24 protein-coding genes, 1 tRNA gene and 1 pseudogene are annotated in these 18,809 nt (G+C 30.1%); 15 read left to right on the forward strand and 11 right to left on the reverse strand.

Going from position 1 to position 18,809, the window contains the following annotated elements; genetic code table 11:
- Positions 1-626 (reverse strand): carbonic anhydrase family protein (locus AC34EU_RS05605; RefSeq protein WP_487534424.1); only part of this gene is annotated, 626 nt, incomplete at its 3' end.
- A 150-nt stretch (positions 627-776) separates the two neighbouring features.
- On the opposite strand from AC34EU_RS05605, the gene AC34EU_RS05610 reads away from it, so the two are divergent.
- Complete coding sequence (locus tag AC34EU_RS05610) at positions 777-1,025, forward strand: hypothetical protein (protein WP_487534423.1); 249 nt, start codon at positions 777-779, stop codon at positions 1,023-1,025.
- A gap of 258 nt (positions 1,026-1,283) precedes the next feature.
- A tRNA-Arg gene (locus tag AC34EU_RS05615) sits at positions 1,284-1,355 on the forward strand.
- Between the two features lie 62 nt (positions 1,356-1,417).
- On the opposite strand, the gene AC34EU_RS05620 is transcribed toward AC34EU_RS05615, so the two are convergent.
- Both AC34EU_RS05620 and AC34EU_RS05625 read right to left on the reverse strand, forming a co-directional pair.
- Entirely contained in the window at positions 1,418-2,005 is a 588-nt protein-coding gene (locus AC34EU_RS05620; RefSeq protein WP_487534422.1) for a nuclear transport factor 2-like protein, read from the reverse strand.
- 367 nt (positions 2,006-2,372) lie between these two features.
- Positions 2,373-3,206 (reverse strand): HalD/BesD family halogenase, encoded by an 834-nt coding sequence (locus AC34EU_RS05625; protein WP_489696100.1) that lies wholly within the window; start codon positions 3,204-3,206, stop codon positions 2,373-2,375.
- Between the two features lie 16 nt (positions 3,207-3,222).
- On the opposite strand from AC34EU_RS05625, the gene AC34EU_RS05630 reads away from it, so the two are divergent.
- The 5 genes from AC34EU_RS05630 (at position 3,223) to AC34EU_RS05650 (ending at position 6,320) form a co-directional block, all read left to right on the forward strand.
- Positions 3,223-3,834, forward strand: coding sequence for a class I SAM-dependent methyltransferase (locus AC34EU_RS05630; RefSeq protein WP_487534420.1), 612 nt, complete (start codon positions 3,223-3,225; stop codon positions 3,832-3,834).
- A 10-nt stretch (positions 3,835-3,844) separates the two neighbouring features.
- Positions 3,845-4,093, forward strand: a complete 249-nt coding sequence (locus AC34EU_RS05635) for a 4a-hydroxytetrahydrobiopterin dehydratase (RefSeq protein WP_489696101.1) — start codon at positions 3,845-3,847, stop codon at positions 4,091-4,093.
- Positions 4,090-4,752 (forward strand): SGNH/GDSL hydrolase family protein, encoded by a 663-nt coding sequence (locus AC34EU_RS05640; protein ID WP_487534245.1) that lies wholly within the window; start codon positions 4,090-4,092, stop codon positions 4,750-4,752. Before AC34EU_RS05635 ends, AC34EU_RS05640 begins: the two co-directional genes overlap by 4 nt.
- A 264-nt stretch (positions 4,753-5,016) precedes the next feature.
- On the forward strand, positions 5,017-5,532 hold the full coding sequence (locus tag AC34EU_RS05645) for a CAP family protein (protein WP_487534244.1): 516 nt from the start codon (positions 5,017-5,019) through the stop codon (positions 5,530-5,532).
- A gap of 155 nt (positions 5,533-5,687) precedes the next feature.
- Positions 5,688-6,320, forward strand: a complete 633-nt coding sequence (locus AC34EU_RS05650; RefSeq protein ID WP_489696102.1) for a recombinase family protein — start codon at positions 5,688-5,690, stop codon at positions 6,318-6,320.
- A 42-nt stretch (positions 6,321-6,362) separates the two neighbouring features.
- Here AC34EU_RS05650 and AC34EU_RS05655 read toward each other — a convergent pair whose 3' ends face one another.
- The 3 genes from AC34EU_RS05655 to AC34EU_RS05665 all read right to left on the reverse strand — a co-directional run bounded on the left by AC34EU_RS05655 (position 6,363) and on the right by AC34EU_RS05665 (position 7,163).
- A complete protein-coding gene (locus AC34EU_RS05655; RefSeq protein WP_487534242.1) occupies positions 6,363-6,650 on the reverse strand; it encodes a TIGR03643 family protein in 288 nt (95 codons plus the stop codon).
- A 37-nt stretch (positions 6,651-6,687) separates the two neighbouring features.
- Positions 6,688-6,840 carry a hypothetical protein gene (locus AC34EU_RS05660; protein ID WP_487534241.1) on the reverse strand — a complete coding sequence of 51 codons (153 nt, stop codon included), beginning with the start codon at positions 6,838-6,840 and terminating at the stop codon, positions 6,688-6,690.
- A 116-nt stretch (positions 6,841-6,956) separates the two neighbouring features.
- Entirely contained in the window at positions 6,957-7,163 is a 207-nt protein-coding gene (locus AC34EU_RS05665; RefSeq protein ID WP_487534240.1) for a hypothetical protein, read from the reverse strand.
- 220 nt (positions 7,164-7,383) lie between these two features.
- Between AC34EU_RS05665 and AC34EU_RS05670 the strand changes: the two genes are divergently transcribed.
- From AC34EU_RS05670 to AC34EU_RS05680, 3 genes are all read left to right on the forward strand, one after another.
- On the forward strand, positions 7,384-8,064 hold the full coding sequence (locus AC34EU_RS05670; RefSeq protein WP_487534239.1) for a DUF2490 domain-containing protein: 681 nt from the start codon (positions 7,384-7,386) through the stop codon (positions 8,062-8,064).
- A gap of 793 nt (positions 8,065-8,857) precedes the next feature.
- Entirely contained in the window at positions 8,858-9,049 is a 192-nt protein-coding gene (locus AC34EU_RS05675; RefSeq protein ID WP_487534238.1) for a cold-shock protein, read from the forward strand.
- Positions 9,050-9,504: 455 nt separating this feature from the next.
- Complete coding sequence (locus tag AC34EU_RS05680; protein ID WP_487534237.1) at positions 9,505-11,112, forward strand: GMC family oxidoreductase; 1,608 nt, start codon at positions 9,505-9,507, stop codon at positions 11,110-11,112.
- A 563-nt stretch (positions 11,113-11,675) separates the two neighbouring features.
- Here AC34EU_RS05680 and AC34EU_RS05685 read toward each other — a convergent pair.
- From AC34EU_RS05685 to AC34EU_RS05700, 4 genes are read right to left on the reverse strand one after another with little or no spacing between them, the layout of a single operon-like run.
- Entirely contained in the window at positions 11,676-12,269 is a 594-nt protein-coding gene (locus AC34EU_RS05685) for an IMPACT family protein (protein ID WP_487534236.1), read from the reverse strand.
- Between the two features lie 19 nt (positions 12,270-12,288).
- On the reverse strand, positions 12,289-12,678 hold the full coding sequence (locus AC34EU_RS05690; RefSeq protein ID WP_487534235.1) for a glyoxalase: 390 nt from the start codon (positions 12,676-12,678) through the stop codon (positions 12,289-12,291).
- A gap of 4 nt (positions 12,679-12,682) precedes the next feature.
- Positions 12,683-13,651 carry a tocopherol cyclase family protein gene (locus AC34EU_RS05695; protein WP_487534234.1) on the reverse strand — a complete coding sequence of 323 codons (969 nt, stop codon included), beginning with the start codon at positions 13,649-13,651 and terminating at the stop codon, positions 12,683-12,685.
- A gap of 11 nt (positions 13,652-13,662) precedes the next feature.
- Positions 13,663-13,905 (reverse strand): DUF1456 family protein, encoded by a 243-nt coding sequence (locus AC34EU_RS05700; protein ID WP_487534233.1) that lies wholly within the window; start codon positions 13,903-13,905, stop codon positions 13,663-13,665.
- Positions 13,906-14,130: 225 nt separating this feature from the next.
- Between AC34EU_RS05700 and AC34EU_RS05705 the strand changes: the two are divergent.
- The 5 genes and pseudogenes from AC34EU_RS05705 to AC34EU_RS05725 all read left to right on the forward strand — a co-directional run.
- A pseudogene (locus tag AC34EU_RS05705) lies at positions 14,131-14,439 on the forward strand (class 1 fructose-bisphosphatase); the annotation flags it as partial.
- A gap of 90 nt (positions 14,440-14,529) precedes the next feature.
- The gene (locus AC34EU_RS05710; RefSeq protein ID WP_487534232.1) at positions 14,530-15,528 is read left to right on the forward strand and encodes an NAD(P)H-dependent flavin oxidoreductase; all 999 of its coding nucleotides are present in this window, start codon (positions 14,530-14,532) and stop codon (positions 15,526-15,528) included.
- A gap of 14 nt (positions 15,529-15,542) precedes the next feature.
- The gene (locus AC34EU_RS05715) at positions 15,543-16,217 is read left to right on the forward strand and encodes a hypothetical protein (protein WP_487534231.1); all 675 of its coding nucleotides are present in this window, start codon (positions 15,543-15,545) and stop codon (positions 16,215-16,217) included.
- Positions 16,218-16,221: 4 nt separating this feature from the next.
- Positions 16,222-17,628, forward strand: a complete 1,407-nt coding sequence (locus tag AC34EU_RS05720) for a BspA family leucine-rich repeat surface protein (protein WP_487534230.1) — start codon at positions 16,222-16,224, stop codon at positions 17,626-17,628.
- Positions 17,629-18,001: 373 nt separating this feature from the next.
- A complete protein-coding gene (locus AC34EU_RS05725) occupies positions 18,002-18,226 on the forward strand; it encodes a hypothetical protein (RefSeq protein WP_487534229.1) in 225 nt (74 codons plus the stop codon).
- A gap of 101 nt (positions 18,227-18,327) precedes the next feature.
- On the opposite strand, the gene AC34EU_RS05730 is transcribed toward AC34EU_RS05725, so the two are convergent.
- Positions 18,328-18,621, reverse strand: a complete 294-nt coding sequence (locus AC34EU_RS05730) for a hypothetical protein (RefSeq protein WP_487534228.1) — start codon at positions 18,619-18,621, stop codon at positions 18,328-18,330.
- Positions 18,622-18,809: the final 188 nt, after the last annotated feature.

Consider the following 18,809-nt stretch of genomic DNA (forward strand, 5'->3'; position numbering starts at 1 on the left):
TTAATAGTTCCTGTTTCTACACTATACATAGCTGAGCACATTAAAATTTTATTAGATTTAATCATTTTTTTTAAAATAGGGCTCTGTGATCTAATGTCATTCATTGATTGAAATAGATTATTATTAGCTACAGTATTTACAAAGTTAATATTACTAGAATCTCTGTTTTCACTAGTTTCTGTTTTTGTAGTATCTATTGCTGGTTTAATTTTTTTTAGTAAATGTGTTAAGTTTCCATCCTCTAGACCATCACATGCTCCTTTAACAGCTCCACAAGAAGTATGACCAAGAACAACTATTAATTTAACTCCAGCATATTTACAGGCATATTCAACACTCCCTAAGACGTCTTTACTTACTACATTTCCTGCAACTCTAACGCTAAAAAGATCTCCTATACCCTGATCAAAAATAATTTCCACAGGAACTCTGGAGTCAATACAGCTTAAAACAATTGCGAAAGGATGCTGTCCATTCGATGAGTTAGAAATTTGCTCTTTATAATCTCTATTTAAAAATTTATTTTTTAAGAATCGATTATTTCCTTTTTTTAACAAATTTATCGCATCCTCAGGAGTTATTTCTGTTTGAGATTTATTGGTTTGAGTTTTACTGTTATCTATCATGGTGAGTTAACTTTGATTTTAAAGTGAAAATAATATGAGGGAAATTACCTTATTTTTAAATGGTCTAAATATAAAATACTGTATTACGTCTATTTATATTGTTTCTAATCCGAATCAAAACTACTTTTAGTTTATTAAATATAAATATAAATGTCTATAAGAATCGGAAATAGTTGTTCAAACTGTGAAAATCTTCAATCAAACAATGTCTGTAAGATACATATGGTTTCTGTTAATCCAGCATATACATGTAATAGTTTTAACATGAAAGCTGCAATTAAGAATGACCCGAGTTGCTTTACTTGTGTTCGATACGAAGCCCCAACTTGTGCAAATCCTAAAAAAGCAGCTCCCAAAATGTCATGTTCTCATTGGGCGCCACAGGGTGCAGTTGCATAATTTATTTCAATTACATGCTTAGTGACAAGAACACGCTGAGCAATTACAATCTTCACAAGTGCAATGTGAGCAATCTCCAATTGAGCATGGCGCACATTCACAATTACATGATTTCATCTATTTGATTATTAGTTGTTTAACTAAATATACAAATAAAAAATTAGACGTTGTTTTTAATTTAATTATTGCCTTAGTCTCGAATTTAACAATTAATTTAGGCGAGTTTTTATTTGTAAACTACAACCTTATAATTTAAAAGGCCCCGTAGTTCAAAGGATAGAACAAAAGTTTCCTAAACTTTAGATACAGGTTCGATTCCTGTCGGGGCTACTCATAAAAAACCAGGTCTAATTTAAATTAGACCTGGTTTATATCATTATAGACTATATTTTCTATTTATTTGCCATATGTTTTTCAATCTGACCTTGCATTCCACTTACGTCCATCCAGTCTGATAAGTCTGCGATTTTTCCATCAGAGTTAAAATTTAAAACTCCGTACCATTTATTGTAAACCTTAGCCCCAGACTCTGTGTGAATTCCTGACCATGTTCCATATATTCTCATAATATTTGGTTTTGAAGATGCTCCTTGCTCTCCTTCTCCTGATGAAAAAGTTGAACCAGCCCAATATGCAGGTGCACCTTTATTAACTAACCCTTGACCTTCAGCAAAAGTTATGTTGTCAAATTGATCAAAATATGACTGAAAAGTGGCTTTAACATCCTCATATCCAAGAATTTCATTTCCATTATATGCAGGAGGACTCCACTTTAACGAATCTGCCATTGTACCCATTAAATCTTCTATATTTTCTTCGTTGAAAGCTTTTCTATAAGCACTAAATGTTTCAATTTGTTTTTCAAAAGCGGCTTTATCCTCAGAAGAAGGGCCTCCTATTTCAACTTTTGTTTCTACATTAGTATTACATGAGCTTAAAATAAAAGAAGCTAACGTTAATACACTAAATATTTTTTTCATTTTTAAATGTTTTATATAAGTTACAAACTTACAAAAATTTTACAGGACTGTTAATTATATATGTTATTAATCAATGAGTTAGCTATTAAATTTTAGTTTCTAATTCAATTTCTTTTTGAAATGAAAAGCTAAAGCTTTCTTTATTATTACTCCACATTTCTGTGTATTTTGAATCCTTATTAAAAGTTTTTTTAATAAGTCTTCTATAGGCTTGTCAAGCCTCTTCTTCAAAAAGTCCGATTTTGTTTACTTTGTTTGAACTTCTGTTTACTGATTAATTTAAGCCCCAACAAAAATTAAAGATGCCACAACTGCTATAGTGGTTATAGATTTAATTATTATTTTAAATCTTTTCATTTAATTATATCTAAGTAATTCTTCCAAAAAAAGTTTTTCTTGATTGCTCTGAAAGACTCACCCCTTCTTGATTGTTGTAATTAAATGTAACTAGTATTCTTTCTCCATCCAAAATGTTGCTTACTCTATGTAATGATTTATTTCCTTTGAAAATCATAAGATCACCTTCACAGGCTGGTTGAACATTTGGTGGGATTTTATCATCAAGGATATCCTCAACTAATTGATAATTCTCTGATCCATCTTTTTTATAACGCATATCAGTAAAGTACTGATATACTCCTCCTTTACTACAATTCTTAATAAGTAAAGTTATAGTAAAATCAGAGTTGTCAAAGTGCCAACCAAGTGCATCTCCAGATTCGTAGTAGTTAATGTTAACACTCGACAAATCATCACTATAGGGATAAAGATCTGAAACTCCCAGTAAAGAAGAAAAAAACTTTTGAATTTTGGGTGAATTATATATCTGCATTAGATATGATTGATCTGAAATTAAATCATTTGGCGCACACTTTTTTGTAGTCTTCATTATTCTATTTCTAGCACTATTAATGTCATATGATAAATCTGTCGGTTTAACATAAACATTATACTCTGAGCTACTATTATATGCTCCTGACTTTAATGAATTAGCCTCAAAAACCATTTTTTTAAGAATGTTTTTAGATATGAAATCTTTAAAAACAAGTATTCCTTTATCATTTAAAAGCTGAGAATATATGTCTGTCGATGAAAAAAACATTTCATCGTATTCTTTGCCTAATAGACCGTTAAGTATATCCATTTTTAATCTTTTATCATTTAATCTAAAATTATAAAAATCTGAATTAATTATATACATTTAAAAAAATATTTATATGAAAAAGACTCCCATAGAAGTTTTTAGTGATTGGGTTGAAAATGGTAAAGATTTAGGAATGGAAAGCGGACATAGTAAGTCTGTAAATAATATGGTCGATTATGCAACTAAGGATCAAGAAAACTTCAGTTTTATAGATGCTGGATGTGGAAATGGTTGGGTTGTACGAAATATTTCTAAATCCTCTAAGTGCTCAAGTGCAATAGGAATTGACGGATCATTAAAAATGATAACTAAAGCAAAAAAATTAGATGCGTTTAATAATTATGTATGTGAAGACTTAAATAGTTGGGTGCCTAAAAATAAGGTAGATATAGTTCATTCAATGGAAGTTTTTTATTATTTCGAAAGACCTGATAAATTAATCAGTTATATTTATTCAAATTGGTTAAAAGACAATGGGAGGTTAATCATTGGAATAGACTTCTATTTTGAAAATACTATTTCACATTCTTGGCCTGATGAATGCGGAGTCTCAATTATGAAACTATTTACAGAAAATGAGTGGATAAAATTTTTTAATCAAGCTGGCTTCAAAAATGTTACTTCATGGAGGTTTGGTAAAAAAAGGGAATGGGCTGGAACACTTATTTTAACAGGAATTAAATAATTTAGAAAATATGAATAACTGGATAATAAAAGACAATAAGCTTGTAAAAGAATTCAAGTTTAAAGATTTTAATGAATCGTTAATTTTTATAAATAAAATAGGTCATGAAGCAGAGTCATTAAATCATCACCCAACAATTATTAACACCTACAACTCAGTTTTTATTGAGCTATGGACACATTCAAAAAACAAAGTTACCGAACTTGATTATATTCTTAAAGATAAAATAGATTATATAAGTACCTCAATTATAAAATGAAAAATTATTCTAAATCGTTTTTAATTTTATTTTCATTTTTTATAATTGAAGGATGTTCTAAGAGTCCTGATGATATCAAATACCTTGCCCTTGGAGACAGTTATACAATTGGAGAAAACGTTGAAGTAAAAGACAGTTGGCCAAATCAACTATCCCAGAGACTTGAAAAATTCTATAATTACTCTATTGAAACTAAAATAGTTGCTAAAACAGGGTATACAACCAATGAATTGATCGAGAAAATTAATAAAACAACTATTAATACTGATTATGATTATGTCTCATTATTAATAGGTGTAAATAATCAATACAGAGAACTAGATATTAGAGTCTTTGAAGAAGAGCTAAATATTTTAATCGATAAATCTATAAATTTTGCTAGAGGAAGAAGTGATAAAGTTTTTGTTTTATCAATACCAGATTGGGGAGTTACTCCGTTTGCTGAACTAAAAGAAATCACTAAAATTAGTGAAGAAATTGATAACTATAATAGATTAGTAGAGAAGACCTGTTTAGAAAAAGGAGTGAAATATTATTATATAACAGATATTTCAAGAAAAGTTAATTTAATTGATGGACTTTTAGCTTCTGATGGACTTCATCCAAGCGCTTTGATGTATTCAATGTGGGTTGATGAAGTTATTGAATTTTTCAATTAAAATTAAGGTTGAAAAAAGGGGGGGGGTTAGTTATTTACCTATTAAAAATAAAATTATTGCTAGAGTAACCTATGTTATTCTTATAATTCTATCACCTATTTTTTATTATAAAACTATAGATGGTTTTTTATTGAAGATATTATAGCGATGTATATTTATAGCTTTAGTTTTGAAGTATTCTGTTTTTGGTTTTACAGTTTTATTGTTATATGTTTAATAAGTTATCTTCCCTTTATGAGATTCAAAAACGTAAAAATTAACTCTATGCTCGCTTTATTAATCCTTGTTTTTAATATTAATTGCTCAAAAGATTTCTCTCCTATTGATGGTTCTCTTTTGTCAGAAGAGGATATCTCTTTGGCGTTAAAAGTTCATAATGATGCAAGATCAGAAGTTGGTGTCCCTAATCTTACTTGGTCAAATAGTTTGTCTGAAGATGCATTAGAATGGGCAAAAAATATGGCAGAAAAAGATGAAATGTATCACTCCTCAAATGACAGTAGGCCTGGCCAAGGAGAAAATTTATACTATAGAGTCCCAATAACGATAAATCCTGGAAAAGCCGCTTCAACTGCATGGCACAATGAAATCAATGATTATACATATGCAGAAATCAGCTCTCCTTTAAACGCATCAGTAATGATTGGGCATTATACACAAATGATATGGAGCTCAACAACTGAAGTCGGGATGGCAACAGCGAGAAGTACTTCAGGAAAAGAATATGTAGTAGCCAGATATAGTCCTCCTGGAAACTGGGTCGGATTATTTCCTTATTAAATTATGTTATAAATTATAACATAATAAAATTAATACATAAAATAAATAAATATTTAAATTGTTATAATTTATAACATTTAATTAGTACACTATTAAAATATTACATATATTTTCATAGTGTACTAATTTATTATATCTTTAAATAAAATCTCAATTTGAAAGCAGTAAAATATATCAAGCTTGAAATTTCTGACCCCAACAGCTCTAGACAAAGAATAAAACATACTCCTGAGGGCATTAGATATTTAGAGGTTGTAGATAAATGCAGTAGCAGAATAGATTTTCAGGACAGAGAGTTTGGTAAAAACATAATAAGACTTGGATCCTCAGGAGAAATTGATACTCTTTTGGTGAAATCAATTACCTATCTAGGAAAAAACGGTCTTGATATTTTAAAAACAATAAAAATATTAACTGATCTTAATGTTAATGTTAAAGCTGAAAAAGAAAATTTAGAAACAATAAACACAGACGGTAGCAAAAATAATACTTTACTTACTCTAGTTAATATGATGGTTTCCATCTATCAACATGAAGAAAAAGTAAAACTTGAAAAACAAAAACAAGGCATCTATTCTGCTAAATCAAAAGGAGTTTACAAAAAAAATGGTGGTAATAAGCCAAAATTAAATTATAGTGATTTTATTAACAAAGAGAAAAATAAAAATTGTCTTTTGGAACTAAAAAAAGGAGAAAGCATACGTAAATCCGCCGAACTATCAGGCGTATCTCTTGGCACAGCCGTAAAGGTTAAAAAACTTGCCGAAACAAATGGAGACCTTTATTAAATTAAAAAAATAGTTAGAATCATAAAATACAACCTATAAAGCTTATCGTTTTGACACCTTATTATTTGAAATAGATCTTTGTCGAGAACATTTAAATCGGTCAGTATTAGCTTCTCTCATTTTAAGATGCTTGGTTTTTCTTCCCTGAACCCTTTCACGCCATAATCTAAAACTCTTTGGCTTTAATTCGTTCCGCATTAGCTTAATTACGTCTTGTTCTTTTAGTCCAAACTGAGACAAAACAGCATCAAAAGGCGTTCTGTCTTCCCATGCCATTTCTATAATTCTATCAATTTTTTCAATAGACATCTCTTTTAATTCTTTTTTCATTGAGCTAACATTATAAATAAAATATTCATTTTAAAATTTACTTCTTATTATTAATGAAATAAGAACCTCCAATTAAGATTATTCCTATCACAAATAATATTTCTTTGTTCTCTAATAAAAAATCAAATAACGCTAAAACTATACTTATTACAACAAGTGAAACACCAACATACTTTAAAAGATACTTCATGAAGTTTTTTTTAAACTAAAACTCAATAGTTACAAGTAACCTGTATATAAGATAAACAGCAACTACAGTCCAAATTATCAACCTATTTTTAATATACCATTTCATTATATCAATTTTTATTTAGAGTTATTATGAATATTCAAAATTACAGCCAATAATATAGAAACTACAAAAATAAGTAGTCCAATAATGTAAAAATGATCAGAAGATGTTGCTCCCTCATCAAAATCTTGACTTAATTTTTTATCAATACAGTAAATAAACATTCCTAATGGTATTAAAATACTAAATACGATACATTTACTTTGAAAAATATATTTCATAAAAAAAGTTAAAAATTTACAATTTATGAAGTGATTTTATGAATTTTTTAATTGAAGGAATGTAATCATCCCAATGTGGCATTAGTGTTATTTTTAGCAGACATCTTCATTCTATAATTTTAATTGAACTTTTTATTTAGTAATGGATGGGTTTTTCTATTAATTTTGAATATCATAACACTTTAAAATATTAAATCTAATCAGAGCTCTTACTTTAACAATGAAAAAATTTAGCTTAACCGCCTGTTTCTGTTTAATTACAATGTTTTACTTTCAAATAAAAGCTCAAGAGCGACAGGACAACGCTTGGAAAGCATTGTTTTCGGACTACACTCTTACTTCTAGTAAAACTATTCGCTTAGAATCACATGTAAGAACAAAAAAATTCTTTGCTGAAAAAGATCAGTATTTAATTCGACCTTCAATCATTTTTAAGCTCAATCAATATTCAAATTTTTCTTCAGGCGTATCCTTTCTTTCAACTAATGTGGCAGGTGGTCGTTTGATTGAAAATAATATTTGGCAACAGTTTAGTTTTTCATTTCCTGTTAAGCAAAGTAAGTATTTTGGATGGGTTAGGCTTGAACAACGATGGAAAAAAAGAAAAAATATATCAAAAGAATTTGGATCAAGGATACGTTTTCGGGCCGGTTTTCAGCTACCACTAACATCAGAAACTAGTTCACTTTCTTCAAGTTTTATAGTTTTTAATGAAGTCTTCTTGTTAATTGAAAAAAGCTTCCCATATCAATATAATCAAAATTGGACATTTTTTGGTTTTCAACAAAAAATATCAAATAAATTAAATTTACTAAGTGGCTTTCAGCGAAATTCTATTGTGAAAGAAAACAGCTTCTTACACAAGAATATTTGGTCAACTGTTCTTTTTTACAAATTATAATTAAGAGTTGAATCATAAATCTAAATATTTAAGAATAATGTTTGTTTATGAATTATATTCACAAAAATATTAATGAATAGCTTGCTAATTATCTTGTCTTTAGAACTATGTGCCTTTACTGTTTAAAAAATTAGAAACCTAGTTGATCCTGCACTAACGATAGCCTTAATGATTGTAATATTTCTTATAAATGGAGGGGTTTTATATGGCTTTCACCAATTAGAAGCTAGTAATAAATAATAATGTTTTATTTACGGTAATACTTTTTACGGATTATTCCAAAGATAAATAGCAAGCGCTATAAGGCTTATAATGTTTATAGCCATAGCTGCATAAAAAACTTTCGGAGGGTTTCAACTTGGTTATTTTATCTTAATAAAATAAATTTATATCAAGTCATAACTTGAAAGTTTAGCAAAGGAATATACTATTTTAATCAATTTTAAAAAATTCTTTAAGGATTCTTTTTATTTTAGAAAAAGACTAACAATAAACAACCAAACACTTTTCCAGATTAAGTATAATAAATGCCCTGAAATTAAACCTATTGTAAGTATTTTTTGAGTTTTCCTGCCGCCTCCAAAAAAATTAAGTTTTTGAACAAAAAAATAAGACAATACAATACTGATTAAAATCCACAAAGCAAAAGCAGCGTAATCAATTCCAGTAAAAAAGAAGATCATTTAACTAAAATAGTCAATTAAAGACAAGCATTTTTATAATTTTTTGCATAAAATTACTAACAAAATTAAAAAGTTCTATATTTGCAGTTCATAAAATAAAATATATAATAATGAATAACGGAACAGTAAAATTTTTTAACAACAATAAAGGCTTTGGATTCATCACTCCTGATTCAGGAGAAAAAGATGTTTTTGTGCATGCAAACAATCTAATTGATGACATCACAGAAGGAGACAAAGTAAGTTACGAACTAGAGTCAACTGAAAAAGGACCTAGCGCAATAAACGTGAAAGTAGCATAATAAATTGCTAAACATGCCTTTACAAAAAAAGCCTATCATTTAAATGATAGGCTTTTTTTATAAACATTAAAATTATTTGTAATTCTTGACTTTAGTAATAGATAAACTATTTTTTCTTTCTTCTATTAGCAATTTTATCTCCTTTTCTTTTAGGTTTACTATACTTCTTGGCAATCTTAAATTTATAAGATCCACCTAGATTAATTTTCTTGTTTTTAGCTTTTTTTTCTTCCATTAAACATTAGAAAGATATAAAATTGAATGTGATGAAATGAAGAAGTGATCAATAATTATTAGTTGATTTACTATCCAACCCGTAAAACTAAAAAATTATTTTAAATATTGTTGATCAGAAATACTTAAACTAACTTAAGAACATGCGCCTATTTTTATATCTTTTACCTTGAAAGATTGAATTAAATAATATTTGCACATACCATTAGTAAAACAAAGAAATGGGGAAATACGATTACATCATTATAGGTGCCGGTTCAGCAGGATGTGTATTAGCAAATAGACTTTCTAAAAATCCTGCTAATGAAGTTTTATTAATAGAAGCAGGAGGACCTGACAGCAAAATGGAAATAGGGATTCCTGCGGGCTATGGTAATCTTCATCGCTCAAAAGTTGATTGGGGTTTTTCAACTGAACCACAAAAACATGTCAACAACAGAAAACTTTATTTACCAAGAGGAAAGACTCTAGGAGGCTCTAGCTCAACTAATGCAATGGCATATGTCAGAGGAAATAAAGCAGATTATGACCAATGGGAAGGTTTGGGAAATAAAGGGTGGTCCTATGATCAAGTTCTTCCTTATTTTAAAAAGTCTGAATACAATGAAGATATTAATAATATTTACCATGGAAAAAGCGGCTTGTTAAATGTCTCTTTCGCAAAAGCTTTTCAAACACCTTATGCTCAAGCTTTTTTAGATGCATGTGTTGAAATGGAGATTCCGAGAACAAAAGACTATAATGGTAAAAAACAGAAAGGTGCCAGTCTATTACAGTTTACTATAAAAAACGGGAAACGCCATAGTACTGCAACTGCATTTTTAAAACCTGCAATGAAGCGCTCTAATCTAAAAGTTCTAACATGGACTCGTGCTAAACAAATATTAATAAAAGGAAATAGAGCTGTTGGAGTTGAGTATCAAACTAAAAGAGGTGAAATTCAAAAAGAGTTTGCCAAAAAAGAAGTAATTCTATCTGCGGGGGCTTTTCAATCCCCTCAAACACTAATGTTATCAGGTATTGGAGACGTCCAAGAGTTAAAAGTTCATGGAATCCAAGTCAAAAAGGAACTTCCTGGTGTTGGAAAAAATTTACAAGATCATCTAATCGTTTTGGTTTCAAGTATTTCCAAAAAACAACAAGGATTTAATCATCACTTAAAACCACTTTATCAGTTTATTGATATGGCAAATTATTTAATTAATAGAAAGGGTCCTATGACATGCAGTATACTAGAAGCAGCAGCCTTTTTTTCAGTACATGATTCGATTACCCCAAATCTTCAATTTCATTTTTCCCCCCTTCATGTCGGAAATGATTATGAAACAGATGTATATAATCCAAAAACATATCCCAAAATAGATGGATACACAGTTGCACCTACATTACTTAAGCCAAAAAGTCGAGGGTATGTGAGTCTTAAATCTAAAAACTTTAGTGATGACCCTGTAATTCAACCCAATTTTCTTTCAAATGAAGAGGATTTAAAAATCTTAGTAGCTGGAACCAAAAAGGCACTTGATGTATTAAGCTCCAAAGCCTTTAGTCCTTATAGAAAAGAAAATAACCTTCCTAAGGATAAATCAGAAAATGGTATTGTAGAACATATAAAAAAATCTCTAGAAACAGTATATCATCCAGTAGGCACATGTAAAATGGGTGTTGATAAGATGGCTGTTGTAGACAACGAATTAAAAGTTCATGGTTTACGAGGACTCAGGGTTGTAGATGCCTCAATAATGCCAACAATTGTGTCTGGCAACACAAATGCTGCTTCAATAATGATTGCAGAAAAGGCTGCAGATATGATATTAAAATTAAAAAATTAAAACTAATTCAAGAGATTTTGCTTCAATAGGATGATTAAAATTAATTGAAATAATAAACCGCAAATATAAAAAAGTAGACTAACAAGTATGCCCTATAGTAATTTCTAATTTTTATATATTCTTTGTTTTCTGGATATAGATTTAAAAACAACCCTATAATTTCTTTTTTAAATAAAGGTTTGATATTGATTTTCCAATCATTTGTTTCATAAATGATTTTTCTAAATTTACTTCTAAAATAGGTGCTTGGAATCCCCCAAAAAAATAAAATAATTATTAAAACTGTTTTTGTACTCAAAGTTGATGTTTATGATAAAATAGTTGCAAGCTATCTAAGATGTTTCATCACCTGGACGCCCATCATTAAATCCAGAATAATCATTTTTTACCTTCTTTCTTATTCTTTAAACAGAAAAACATATTAGGCAAACTATTATCGACGTAAATAGCCTACCAACAATGTTTCAAATAAAACTATTTTCTATTTAACCAAATTATAAAATAATCTATTGATTTACAAATAAACATGAAAGCTAAGAGCCTGTTTTAATATTCAGTTGACTTTATAATATTTCAATTCCGGGATTTTGTTTAAATTGATTACTAACTGTGACATTATTTTTCTTAGTTGTTAGTATTTCAAAAATACAACTTGTATGCATTTCTTGATTTTCAATTTCAAGATGATATTCTTTTATGATTCGCATAACCGAATTCATTAAAGGATACTCAAACTTAATCTTGATTGGAATAGTGATTTCTTTTGTAATAATTTTATTTGCCACTATGGTCAATTTTGCACATTCTTTATATGCTAAAACTAGCCCTCCAACTCCTAATTTAGTTCCTCCAAAATACCTTACTACAACAATTAGAATGTTTGTAAGGTCAAATGATTGTATTTGCCCATATATTGGCAGTCCAGCAGTATTTCGAGGTTCTCCATCATCATTTAAGCGATAGATCGTTTTTGTAATGCCAATTTGGTATGCATAGCAAAAATGCCTAGCCGTGTGATGTATTTTCTTGAGTTTATCTATGTGTTTTTTAATGGCTTGAATTTCTGAGACGGGAAATGCAAAGCCAAAAAACTTACTTTGTTTTTCTTTAAATAAAGACTCAGAGTTTATATTAATAGTACGGTATGTCTTTTTCATAGCTCTACATATAAAAATACTAAAAAAGATTTGCTTGATCTTTAAGTCTTTCAATTGCTAAACTCACAATTCGTTTGTTGAGCGCAGAAGTGTTTTGACTATAGCTGAGATATTCATCTGTTGTAAAGTGACCGATGATTATTCCTTTTATATAATTTTGAAATTTTTGATCCTTGAATAAAGCTTTTTCGATATAATCCAAGCGATTTTCATTACTCAATTCGAGAAAAACTCCTTTGTGTGTGTCAATGTATTTTCGAAAAACTTCTACTAATAGAGGGTTTTGTAATTTCAAAATAGGACGAAGGGTTTCGTTTTGAAAATGTTCTTGCTCACTTATTTTATCAAAGTTTTTTGTCTTTTTGATATCAGGACGAATTCGAATTAAATCATTTGCACGATTGTTCATTTTTTTATTTCAAGAGTAATTTGTAATCCCCCGCAACTTCTATTGCAGCGGATGAGCCTGTATCGTTTAGTAATGTTTTGTTAGTTTTTTTATCTAAAAGATGTATGTGGATTTTAGAATTCATGCTTTCTTCTATGCGCCCACTCATAAAGCCTGATATTGGAGCCGCCAAAGAGGTTGTTTTTTCTCTTTGTGCATTTATCTTTAATATATATGTAGAGTTTTCCATCTCAATTTTAACATTTTTTTGAGTGACTTTACAACTTGTTAATTTTGTTCTATTATAAGTTGTGAATTCGATGAGTTGATCATTGAATAGTAAGCCTGCTATATGACCAATGAAAGCACTTTTTAAAAATGGTATTTTAGCTACAGAAGCTTTGATAGATATTTCATTTTGTGAAAAATGATTGCTCTGCATCCAAATATAACCTTCCGGAAAAGAATGTCCCCAATCTTTTTCCATATACCCTTTTCCTTTATTGAAAGAGAGGCTTTCACCGTTTAAATATAATTTTCCTTTAACGCTATGATTCATGCTTAAAACACCGTGATAACATTCCATAAAAGGGATAAAAGAAAAGGGGCCCATGATGCCAGGTGAAAAAAAACTATTTGACCATGGTGTTAAATTTTCAAAAAAAAGTTCTCCTTTAATATTTGGTAAATCAAGAACTAATTTGTTTTCACTAAAAAAATTATTTTGAATTTTTAATGCATGTTTTTTTGGAGTAGGTTGAAATTTATTTGCTTCAAATTTGTGATACGCTCCTTTTAAATTCTTTCCATCTAATACTTGAATAAATGCTTGTTTTTGTCCATTTTCATCCATAGCAATACCTGGAATAATAGCTAATGCTTGACGCTGATTATGACTAACAAGTTTATAGTACCAGCCTTCAAAAAAACGCTTTGTTCTTCCCCATCCATGATAACACTCTGGGTTCCATAGCGCGTGAATTTTATTAAGCATACTAATTATATTTAGGAAGTTTCTTCTTTTTTCAAAGGCCCTCTTAAATGAATTATCAAACCATTTAAGAAATTACGTAAAACCTGATCACCGCATTCCATATACTTTGTGTGATTTTCTTTTCTGAAAAACGCGCCAAGTTCAGATTTGGAAATTCTAAAATCAACTAATTTACAAATTTCAACAATTTGATCATCACGTAGCTTATGAGCTACTCGAAGTTTTTTAAAAATATCATTATTTGTTAACCCCATATTCAAAGATAATTATAATATTGGTGAGTCTTATCTAAATTACAACAACCCTAATGGTGTAGTTAATATTTCATTAAGCAAAAATTAATATGAGTTTTATTTAGTTTTTATTTAAATTTGTGAACAATACTAGGGAGGTCAGAATTACCATTTCTTAATAAATTAAGTAAGACCCATATCTTCTTCATTAAGTTTGAGGGGGGGGGTGTCTTAAGTGAATGAATGGAAGAAGATGATAGACCATACACTTCAAGATATATAGTCTCATTGGTGTCTGATTTTCACAGAAACCTGATAAAAGGCGGTATTTATTTGTACCCTACCAGTAAAAAATCCCCTGTTGGAAAGCTTAGATTACTTTATGAATGCAATCCTATGGCATTTATAGCTGAGCAATCTGGAGGAAGAGCTTCAGATGGATTTAACCGAATATTAGATGTTGATCCAAACGGATTACATCAAAGAATTCTTTTCTTCTGTGGGAGTTTTAATATGGTGAAAAAACTTGAAAGTTTTATTGAAGAATCTCAATAGTGTTTTTTAATAGGAATTCATTTAAGTCAAATCTAAAAATTGTTTAATAGTACCTTCTTTCTTGTTATATTTAAATATTACAAGAAAATAATGATGAGAAAATCAACTCAACAATTCCTTGAAGACATAGGTGCAAAAATACCTATAGTTTGTGGCCCAATGTATCCAGGCTCCAATCCCGAATTAGTTGCTGCCGTTTCAGATTCTGGAGGTTTTGGAGTCGTACAGCCCCTTTCGCTAACCTCTCTTTATGGACATGATTTTAGAGAAGGCTTACAATTGATTAAAAAATTGACCAAAAAGCCTTTTGGAGTTAATTTTACAATTTTCGGAGGTGCGAATAAAAAGTATCATGAGCAGATGAAAAAGTGGATGGAAATTTCTATTGAAGAGGGCGTGAAATTCTTTTTGACCTCTCTAGGAAAGCCACATGAAATTGTAAAAACAGCAAAGCAGCATGGCATTAAAGTATACCATGACGTGCCCAATAAAAAAGTAGCCTTAGCCATGCGAGATGCGGGTGTTGATGGATTGAATTGTATTAATTGGCGTGGAGGTGGACAAACAGGGATACAGTCTGCAGAGAAATTTATAGAGGAATTACATGATATTGGGATTCCTTTAATTTGTGCTGGTGGTATTGGTAATGTGAAAGATTTTCAAAAAACTTTAGAGATGGGGTATGCGGGTGTGCAAATGGGAACTAGATTTTTGGCAACCCATGAATGTAAAGTAACGGAAAGCTACAAACAGGCAATCGTAAAATCTACAGAAGATGACATTGTTTGGACTAATAAAATTGCGGGTAACAATTCTTCTGTTATCAAAACAAAAGACATTATGCGAGGTGGTCTAAGAACTGGACTAATCGTCAACTTTATGTTGCGGCAACCTAAATTGAAAAAATATGCTCGTATGTATTTGATGAGTCAAGGAATTAAAAATTATAGTAAAACAGCTTTTGATGATTCTGTTCAGTTTTGGCAAGCAGGAAAAGGAGTTGGTAGTATTGAATCTATAACTTCTGTGGCTGATGTTTTAGAAGAGTTTACAAAAGCAATAAGGGTAAATAGTCAAATTAGGAAATAGTGATTTTAAATTTTATGAAAAAAGTTTTTTTTCTTGCCTTATTATTAGTCTCTTTTTATACTTTTTCTCAAAAAGAATACAGTAATGTGGTTTTACTTAGAACAACCAAGTCACAAGCTTTTAAGGGTTTTTCTTTTGGAGTTCTGCTTCAGGGTCAAATTAAATATCCACACCCCTATTATGGTCCTAAGGTTGACGGTTTATATAATGATGGTGCTTATCATTTCATAGTTGATTTTTATATAAAAAATTTCTTGATTGGATTTCAGATGACAGATGAATATTTATATCTTAAAAAAGCTGATGCTAACGGAGCTATATGGAAGCCTAGAGGTTTTAATGGAAGTTATTCTTCACTTACCAGAGCTTATTGGGTTTCTTTAGGCTATAACGTTTATAATAACTTTAATTTAAAATTAAGTGTGGGTTTTAGAAATGGTCCTTCGAATAGTGTCTTAATGAACGATAAACTTCCTTCTGAGATTGCAGAAGGGTTCAACTATAATGACCCTTCCAATATATTTAATTCGTCAGAAAATTCACTGAATAAATATTCTGAAATTGATTTTTCAGCATCAGTTAACTATCCAGTTATACTTTATAGAAAGTTTGGCATTGTCCCTGAGATTGGATATTCATTCAAACACGGAGGCTTAATGTCAGGAGTGAGTGTGATATTTTTAAATTAACAGTATGAATAGGTCTTGGTTTTTTGTTTTAATATTAATGCTTAGTAGCTGTTTTAACCGCACTTTATCAGATGCTCTTTTCGAATTACCTGAAACCATTTCGAATTCACTTCCTGTTATTACACTTACCGGTAACTCTATAATTGATATTGAAATAGGAGGTGTTTTTATAGAACCTGGTGCTACTGCAACGGATGCTACTGACGGTGATCTTACTTCTTCGGTTGTAATCTCAGGGATAGTAGACACTTCAACTGCAGGGACATATACCATAGTGTATTCTGTTACAGATAGTGATGGTGATTTTTCCTCCATTATTAGAATTATAGTTGTAAGCTTAGATCTACCACCTATAATTACATTAACGGGTTCTTCTACTATTAACCTTACTCTAGGTGATATCTTCACAGATCCTGGCGCAACTGCTAAAGATAATGATGGTGATCTTACTTCCTCAGTGACGACCTCTGGAACAGTAGACACTTCTAATGTTGGAACATATACTATAGTGTATTCTGTTTTGGATTCTGTGGGGAACTTAACTTCGGAAACAAGAACAGTTATAGTGGAAGAAGTACTGATTTATTTTGAGAATGGTACTTGTAAATGTACTAATGCAACAGTGGGAGATACAGAAGTAATAAATGGTGTAACCTATACTGCGGTTGATAACTCAACTATAGTAGCTCAAATAGCAGCGAGTAATTTTAATTTATGTACTACTCAGGTAACTGATATGACTGAGCTTTTTGAAAACAACAATTCGTTTAATTCTGATATTCGTTTTTGGGACACTTCAAATGTGAATAATGTGCAAGGTATGTTTAGTGGTGCAACTTCATTTAATCAAAATATAGGGAGTTGGGACACCTCTAATATTACTAATATGCGAGATGTGTTTAGTGGTGCAACTTCATTTAATCAAAATATAGGAAGCTGGAACACTTCAAGTGTTACTAACATGCAAAATATGTTTTATAATGCTAATTCATTCAATCAAGATATTGGGAGTTGGAATACATCAAATGTTGTCAGTATAGCTTATATGTTTAGAGATGCTACTTCATTCAATCAAGATATTGGAAGTTGGGATACTGCAAATGTATCTAATATGTATAGTCTCTTTCAGGATGCTGAGTTATTTAACAATTACATAGGAGATTGGAATACCTCTAATGTAATTAGCATGCGTAATATTTTTTTAGGAGCCACTTCATTTAATCAAGATATTGGTTCTTGGGACACATCTAATTTAAGCATCATGAGAGGTATGTTTTTAAATGCCTCTTCGTTCAATCAAGATCTGACTAATTGGTGTGTAAATAATTTTAGTTCTGAACCAGATAGTTTTGCAACTAACTCTCCACTTACAGAAGACAACAGACCAATATGGGGAACTTGTCCAGATTAGTTATATCAAAATCAGTAAGTTTAGCATTTCTTTCTTTTAAGAAAATACTATTCAACTGAACAAGACGCTACTAATACATTAAAAAAGAAGCTTATGCTTGAATATCTAATAGTGTTAATGTAGTGGTCGCTCCAGTCGTGAGACTTTCTCCAGTTGTTCCTAGACAAATTCAATTCCTGTAAAAGGACATCAATAGTCTCAATTAAGCTGGCACATACAAGACATTCTTGAATGTTTGGAATATCATCACTTTTATCAAAGCAAAGATTGAAAACAAATAAGAAGGTAATAATTAAATTTTTTTCATTTGTCAAGTATACTCAAGACTTACCTCAACTCTAGTATATTGCATTAATAAATTATTATTATTATTATGAAATTAAACTTATTGTCTTGTGGCGCTCAGAGGCCAGATAGAAGAGCAATATCCAAATGTATTGTAGAGGTTTCATCTAACATTGATGAATCCTTGTCGAATGACCTTACGGATATACTCTTAGAGGGGGACGCTGTATATATTGAGGTGGAAGATAAAAACTCTGGATCTGCTTTAAGATCTTTGCGAAAACTAAGTATTGACTACGAAATTATAGAATGAATATTCAGAAATAAAAATTAATGTGATTGAAATATCAATCTTCTTTAAATTCATTTTTCGATCATTTTTGACAGTTTTTTCCTGATCTAAGAATGAGTCGCTTAGTCTTCTTTTTTCTTGACTATTATTTTTATTCTTTTTTCTCCATCTTCACCATCCTCTTCCTCTCTCAATATTTTTATATCTTCTTGGTCCCATTCCACATCTCCTGCAAGATCTTTCATCATATACATATGCATATCTTTCATGTCCCCTTTTATCATACCATTAGTTGAATGTATCATTGGTAAAGAACGATGCCTTGCTTCCCCTTGTCTTCCTATTACAAACCCAAGTAATCCAAATATTATTGCAACAAGTGTTATTGTAAACCAGTTTTTGTTTAAAGTTTCCATAGTTATTGAATTTATTAATACTCAATAGGTTACGTTAAATTTATTAAAGAAAGAGTGTATATCGACAGTGGCCTATGAGAACACGATAGACATGCCGCTAAATATAAATCAATAATATTGGATAACTAATCCTCAGTTACATCTTCTTCAGTAAGTTCAGGTATTTATAGTTTTATAATTAATTTTAG

The organism is Candidatus Marivariicella framensis (assembly GCF_982709265.1).

Bases quoted from the DNA above. Each gene is read 5' to 3' on its own strand.
- AC34EU_RS05610 (WP_487534423.1), top strand. From the start codon at position 777: ATGTCTATAAGAATCGGAAATAGTTGTTCAAACTGTGAAAATCTTCAA.
- AC34EU_RS05620 (WP_487534422.1), bottom strand. From the start codon at position 2,005: ATGAAAAAAATATTTAGTGTATTAACGTTAGCTTCTTTTATTTTAAGC.
- AC34EU_RS05625 (WP_489696100.1), bottom strand. From the start codon at position 3,206: ATGTATATAATTAATTCAGATTTTTATAATTTTAGATTAAATGATAAA.
- AC34EU_RS05630 (WP_487534420.1), top strand. From the start codon at position 3,223: ATGAAAAAGACTCCCATAGAAGTTTTTAGTGATTGGGTTGAAAATGGT.
- AC34EU_RS05635 (WP_489696101.1), top strand. From the start codon at position 3,845: ATGAATAACTGGATAATAAAAGACAATAAGCTTGTAAAAGAATTCAAG.
- AC34EU_RS05640 (WP_487534245.1), top strand. From the start codon at position 4,090: ATGAAAAATTATTCTAAATCGTTTTTAATTTTATTTTCATTTTTTATA.
- AC34EU_RS05645 (WP_487534244.1), top strand. From the start codon at position 5,017: ATGCTCGCTTTATTAATCCTTGTTTTTAATATTAATTGCTCAAAAGAT.
- AC34EU_RS05655 (WP_487534242.1), bottom strand. From the start codon at position 6,650: ATGAAAAAAGAATTAAAAGAGATGTCTATTGAAAAAATTGATAGAATT.
- AC34EU_RS05660 (WP_487534241.1), bottom strand. From the start codon at position 6,840: ATGAAGTATCTTTTAAAGTATGTTGGTGTTTCACTTGTTGTAATAAGT.
- AC34EU_RS05665 (WP_487534240.1), bottom strand. From the start codon at position 7,163: ATGAAATATATTTTTCAAAGTAAATGTATCGTATTTAGTATTTTAATA.
- AC34EU_RS05670 (WP_487534239.1), top strand. From the start codon at position 7,384: ATGAAAAAATTTAGCTTAACCGCCTGTTTCTGTTTAATTACAATGTTT.
- AC34EU_RS05675 (WP_487534238.1), top strand. From the start codon at position 8,858: ATGAATAACGGAACAGTAAAATTTTTTAACAACAATAAAGGCTTTGGA.
- AC34EU_RS05680 (WP_487534237.1), top strand. From the start codon at position 9,505: ATGGGGAAATACGATTACATCATTATAGGTGCCGGTTCAGCAGGATGT.
- AC34EU_RS05685 (WP_487534236.1), bottom strand. From the start codon at position 12,269: ATGAAAAAGACATACCGTACTATTAATATAAACTCTGAGTCTTTATTT.
- AC34EU_RS05690 (WP_487534235.1), bottom strand. From the start codon at position 12,678: ATGAACAATCGTGCAAATGATTTAATTCGAATTCGTCCTGATATCAAA.
- AC34EU_RS05695 (WP_487534234.1), bottom strand. From the start codon at position 13,651: ATGCTTAATAAAATTCACGCGCTATGGAACCCAGAGTGTTATCATGGA.
- AC34EU_RS05700 (WP_487534233.1), bottom strand. From the start codon at position 13,905: ATGGGGTTAACAAATAATGATATTTTTAAAAAACTTCGAGTAGCTCAT.
- AC34EU_RS05710 (WP_487534232.1), top strand. From the start codon at position 14,530: ATGATGAGAAAATCAACTCAACAATTCCTTGAAGACATAGGTGCAAAA.
- AC34EU_RS05715 (WP_487534231.1), top strand. From the start codon at position 15,543: ATGAAAAAAGTTTTTTTTCTTGCCTTATTATTAGTCTCTTTTTATACT.
- AC34EU_RS05720 (WP_487534230.1), top strand. From the start codon at position 16,222: ATGAATAGGTCTTGGTTTTTTGTTTTAATATTAATGCTTAGTAGCTGT.
- AC34EU_RS05725 (WP_487534229.1), top strand. From the start codon at position 18,002: ATGAAATTAAACTTATTGTCTTGTGGCGCTCAGAGGCCAGATAGAAGA.
- AC34EU_RS05730 (WP_487534228.1), bottom strand. From the start codon at position 18,621: ATGGAAACTTTAAACAAAAACTGGTTTACAATAACACTTGTTGCAATA.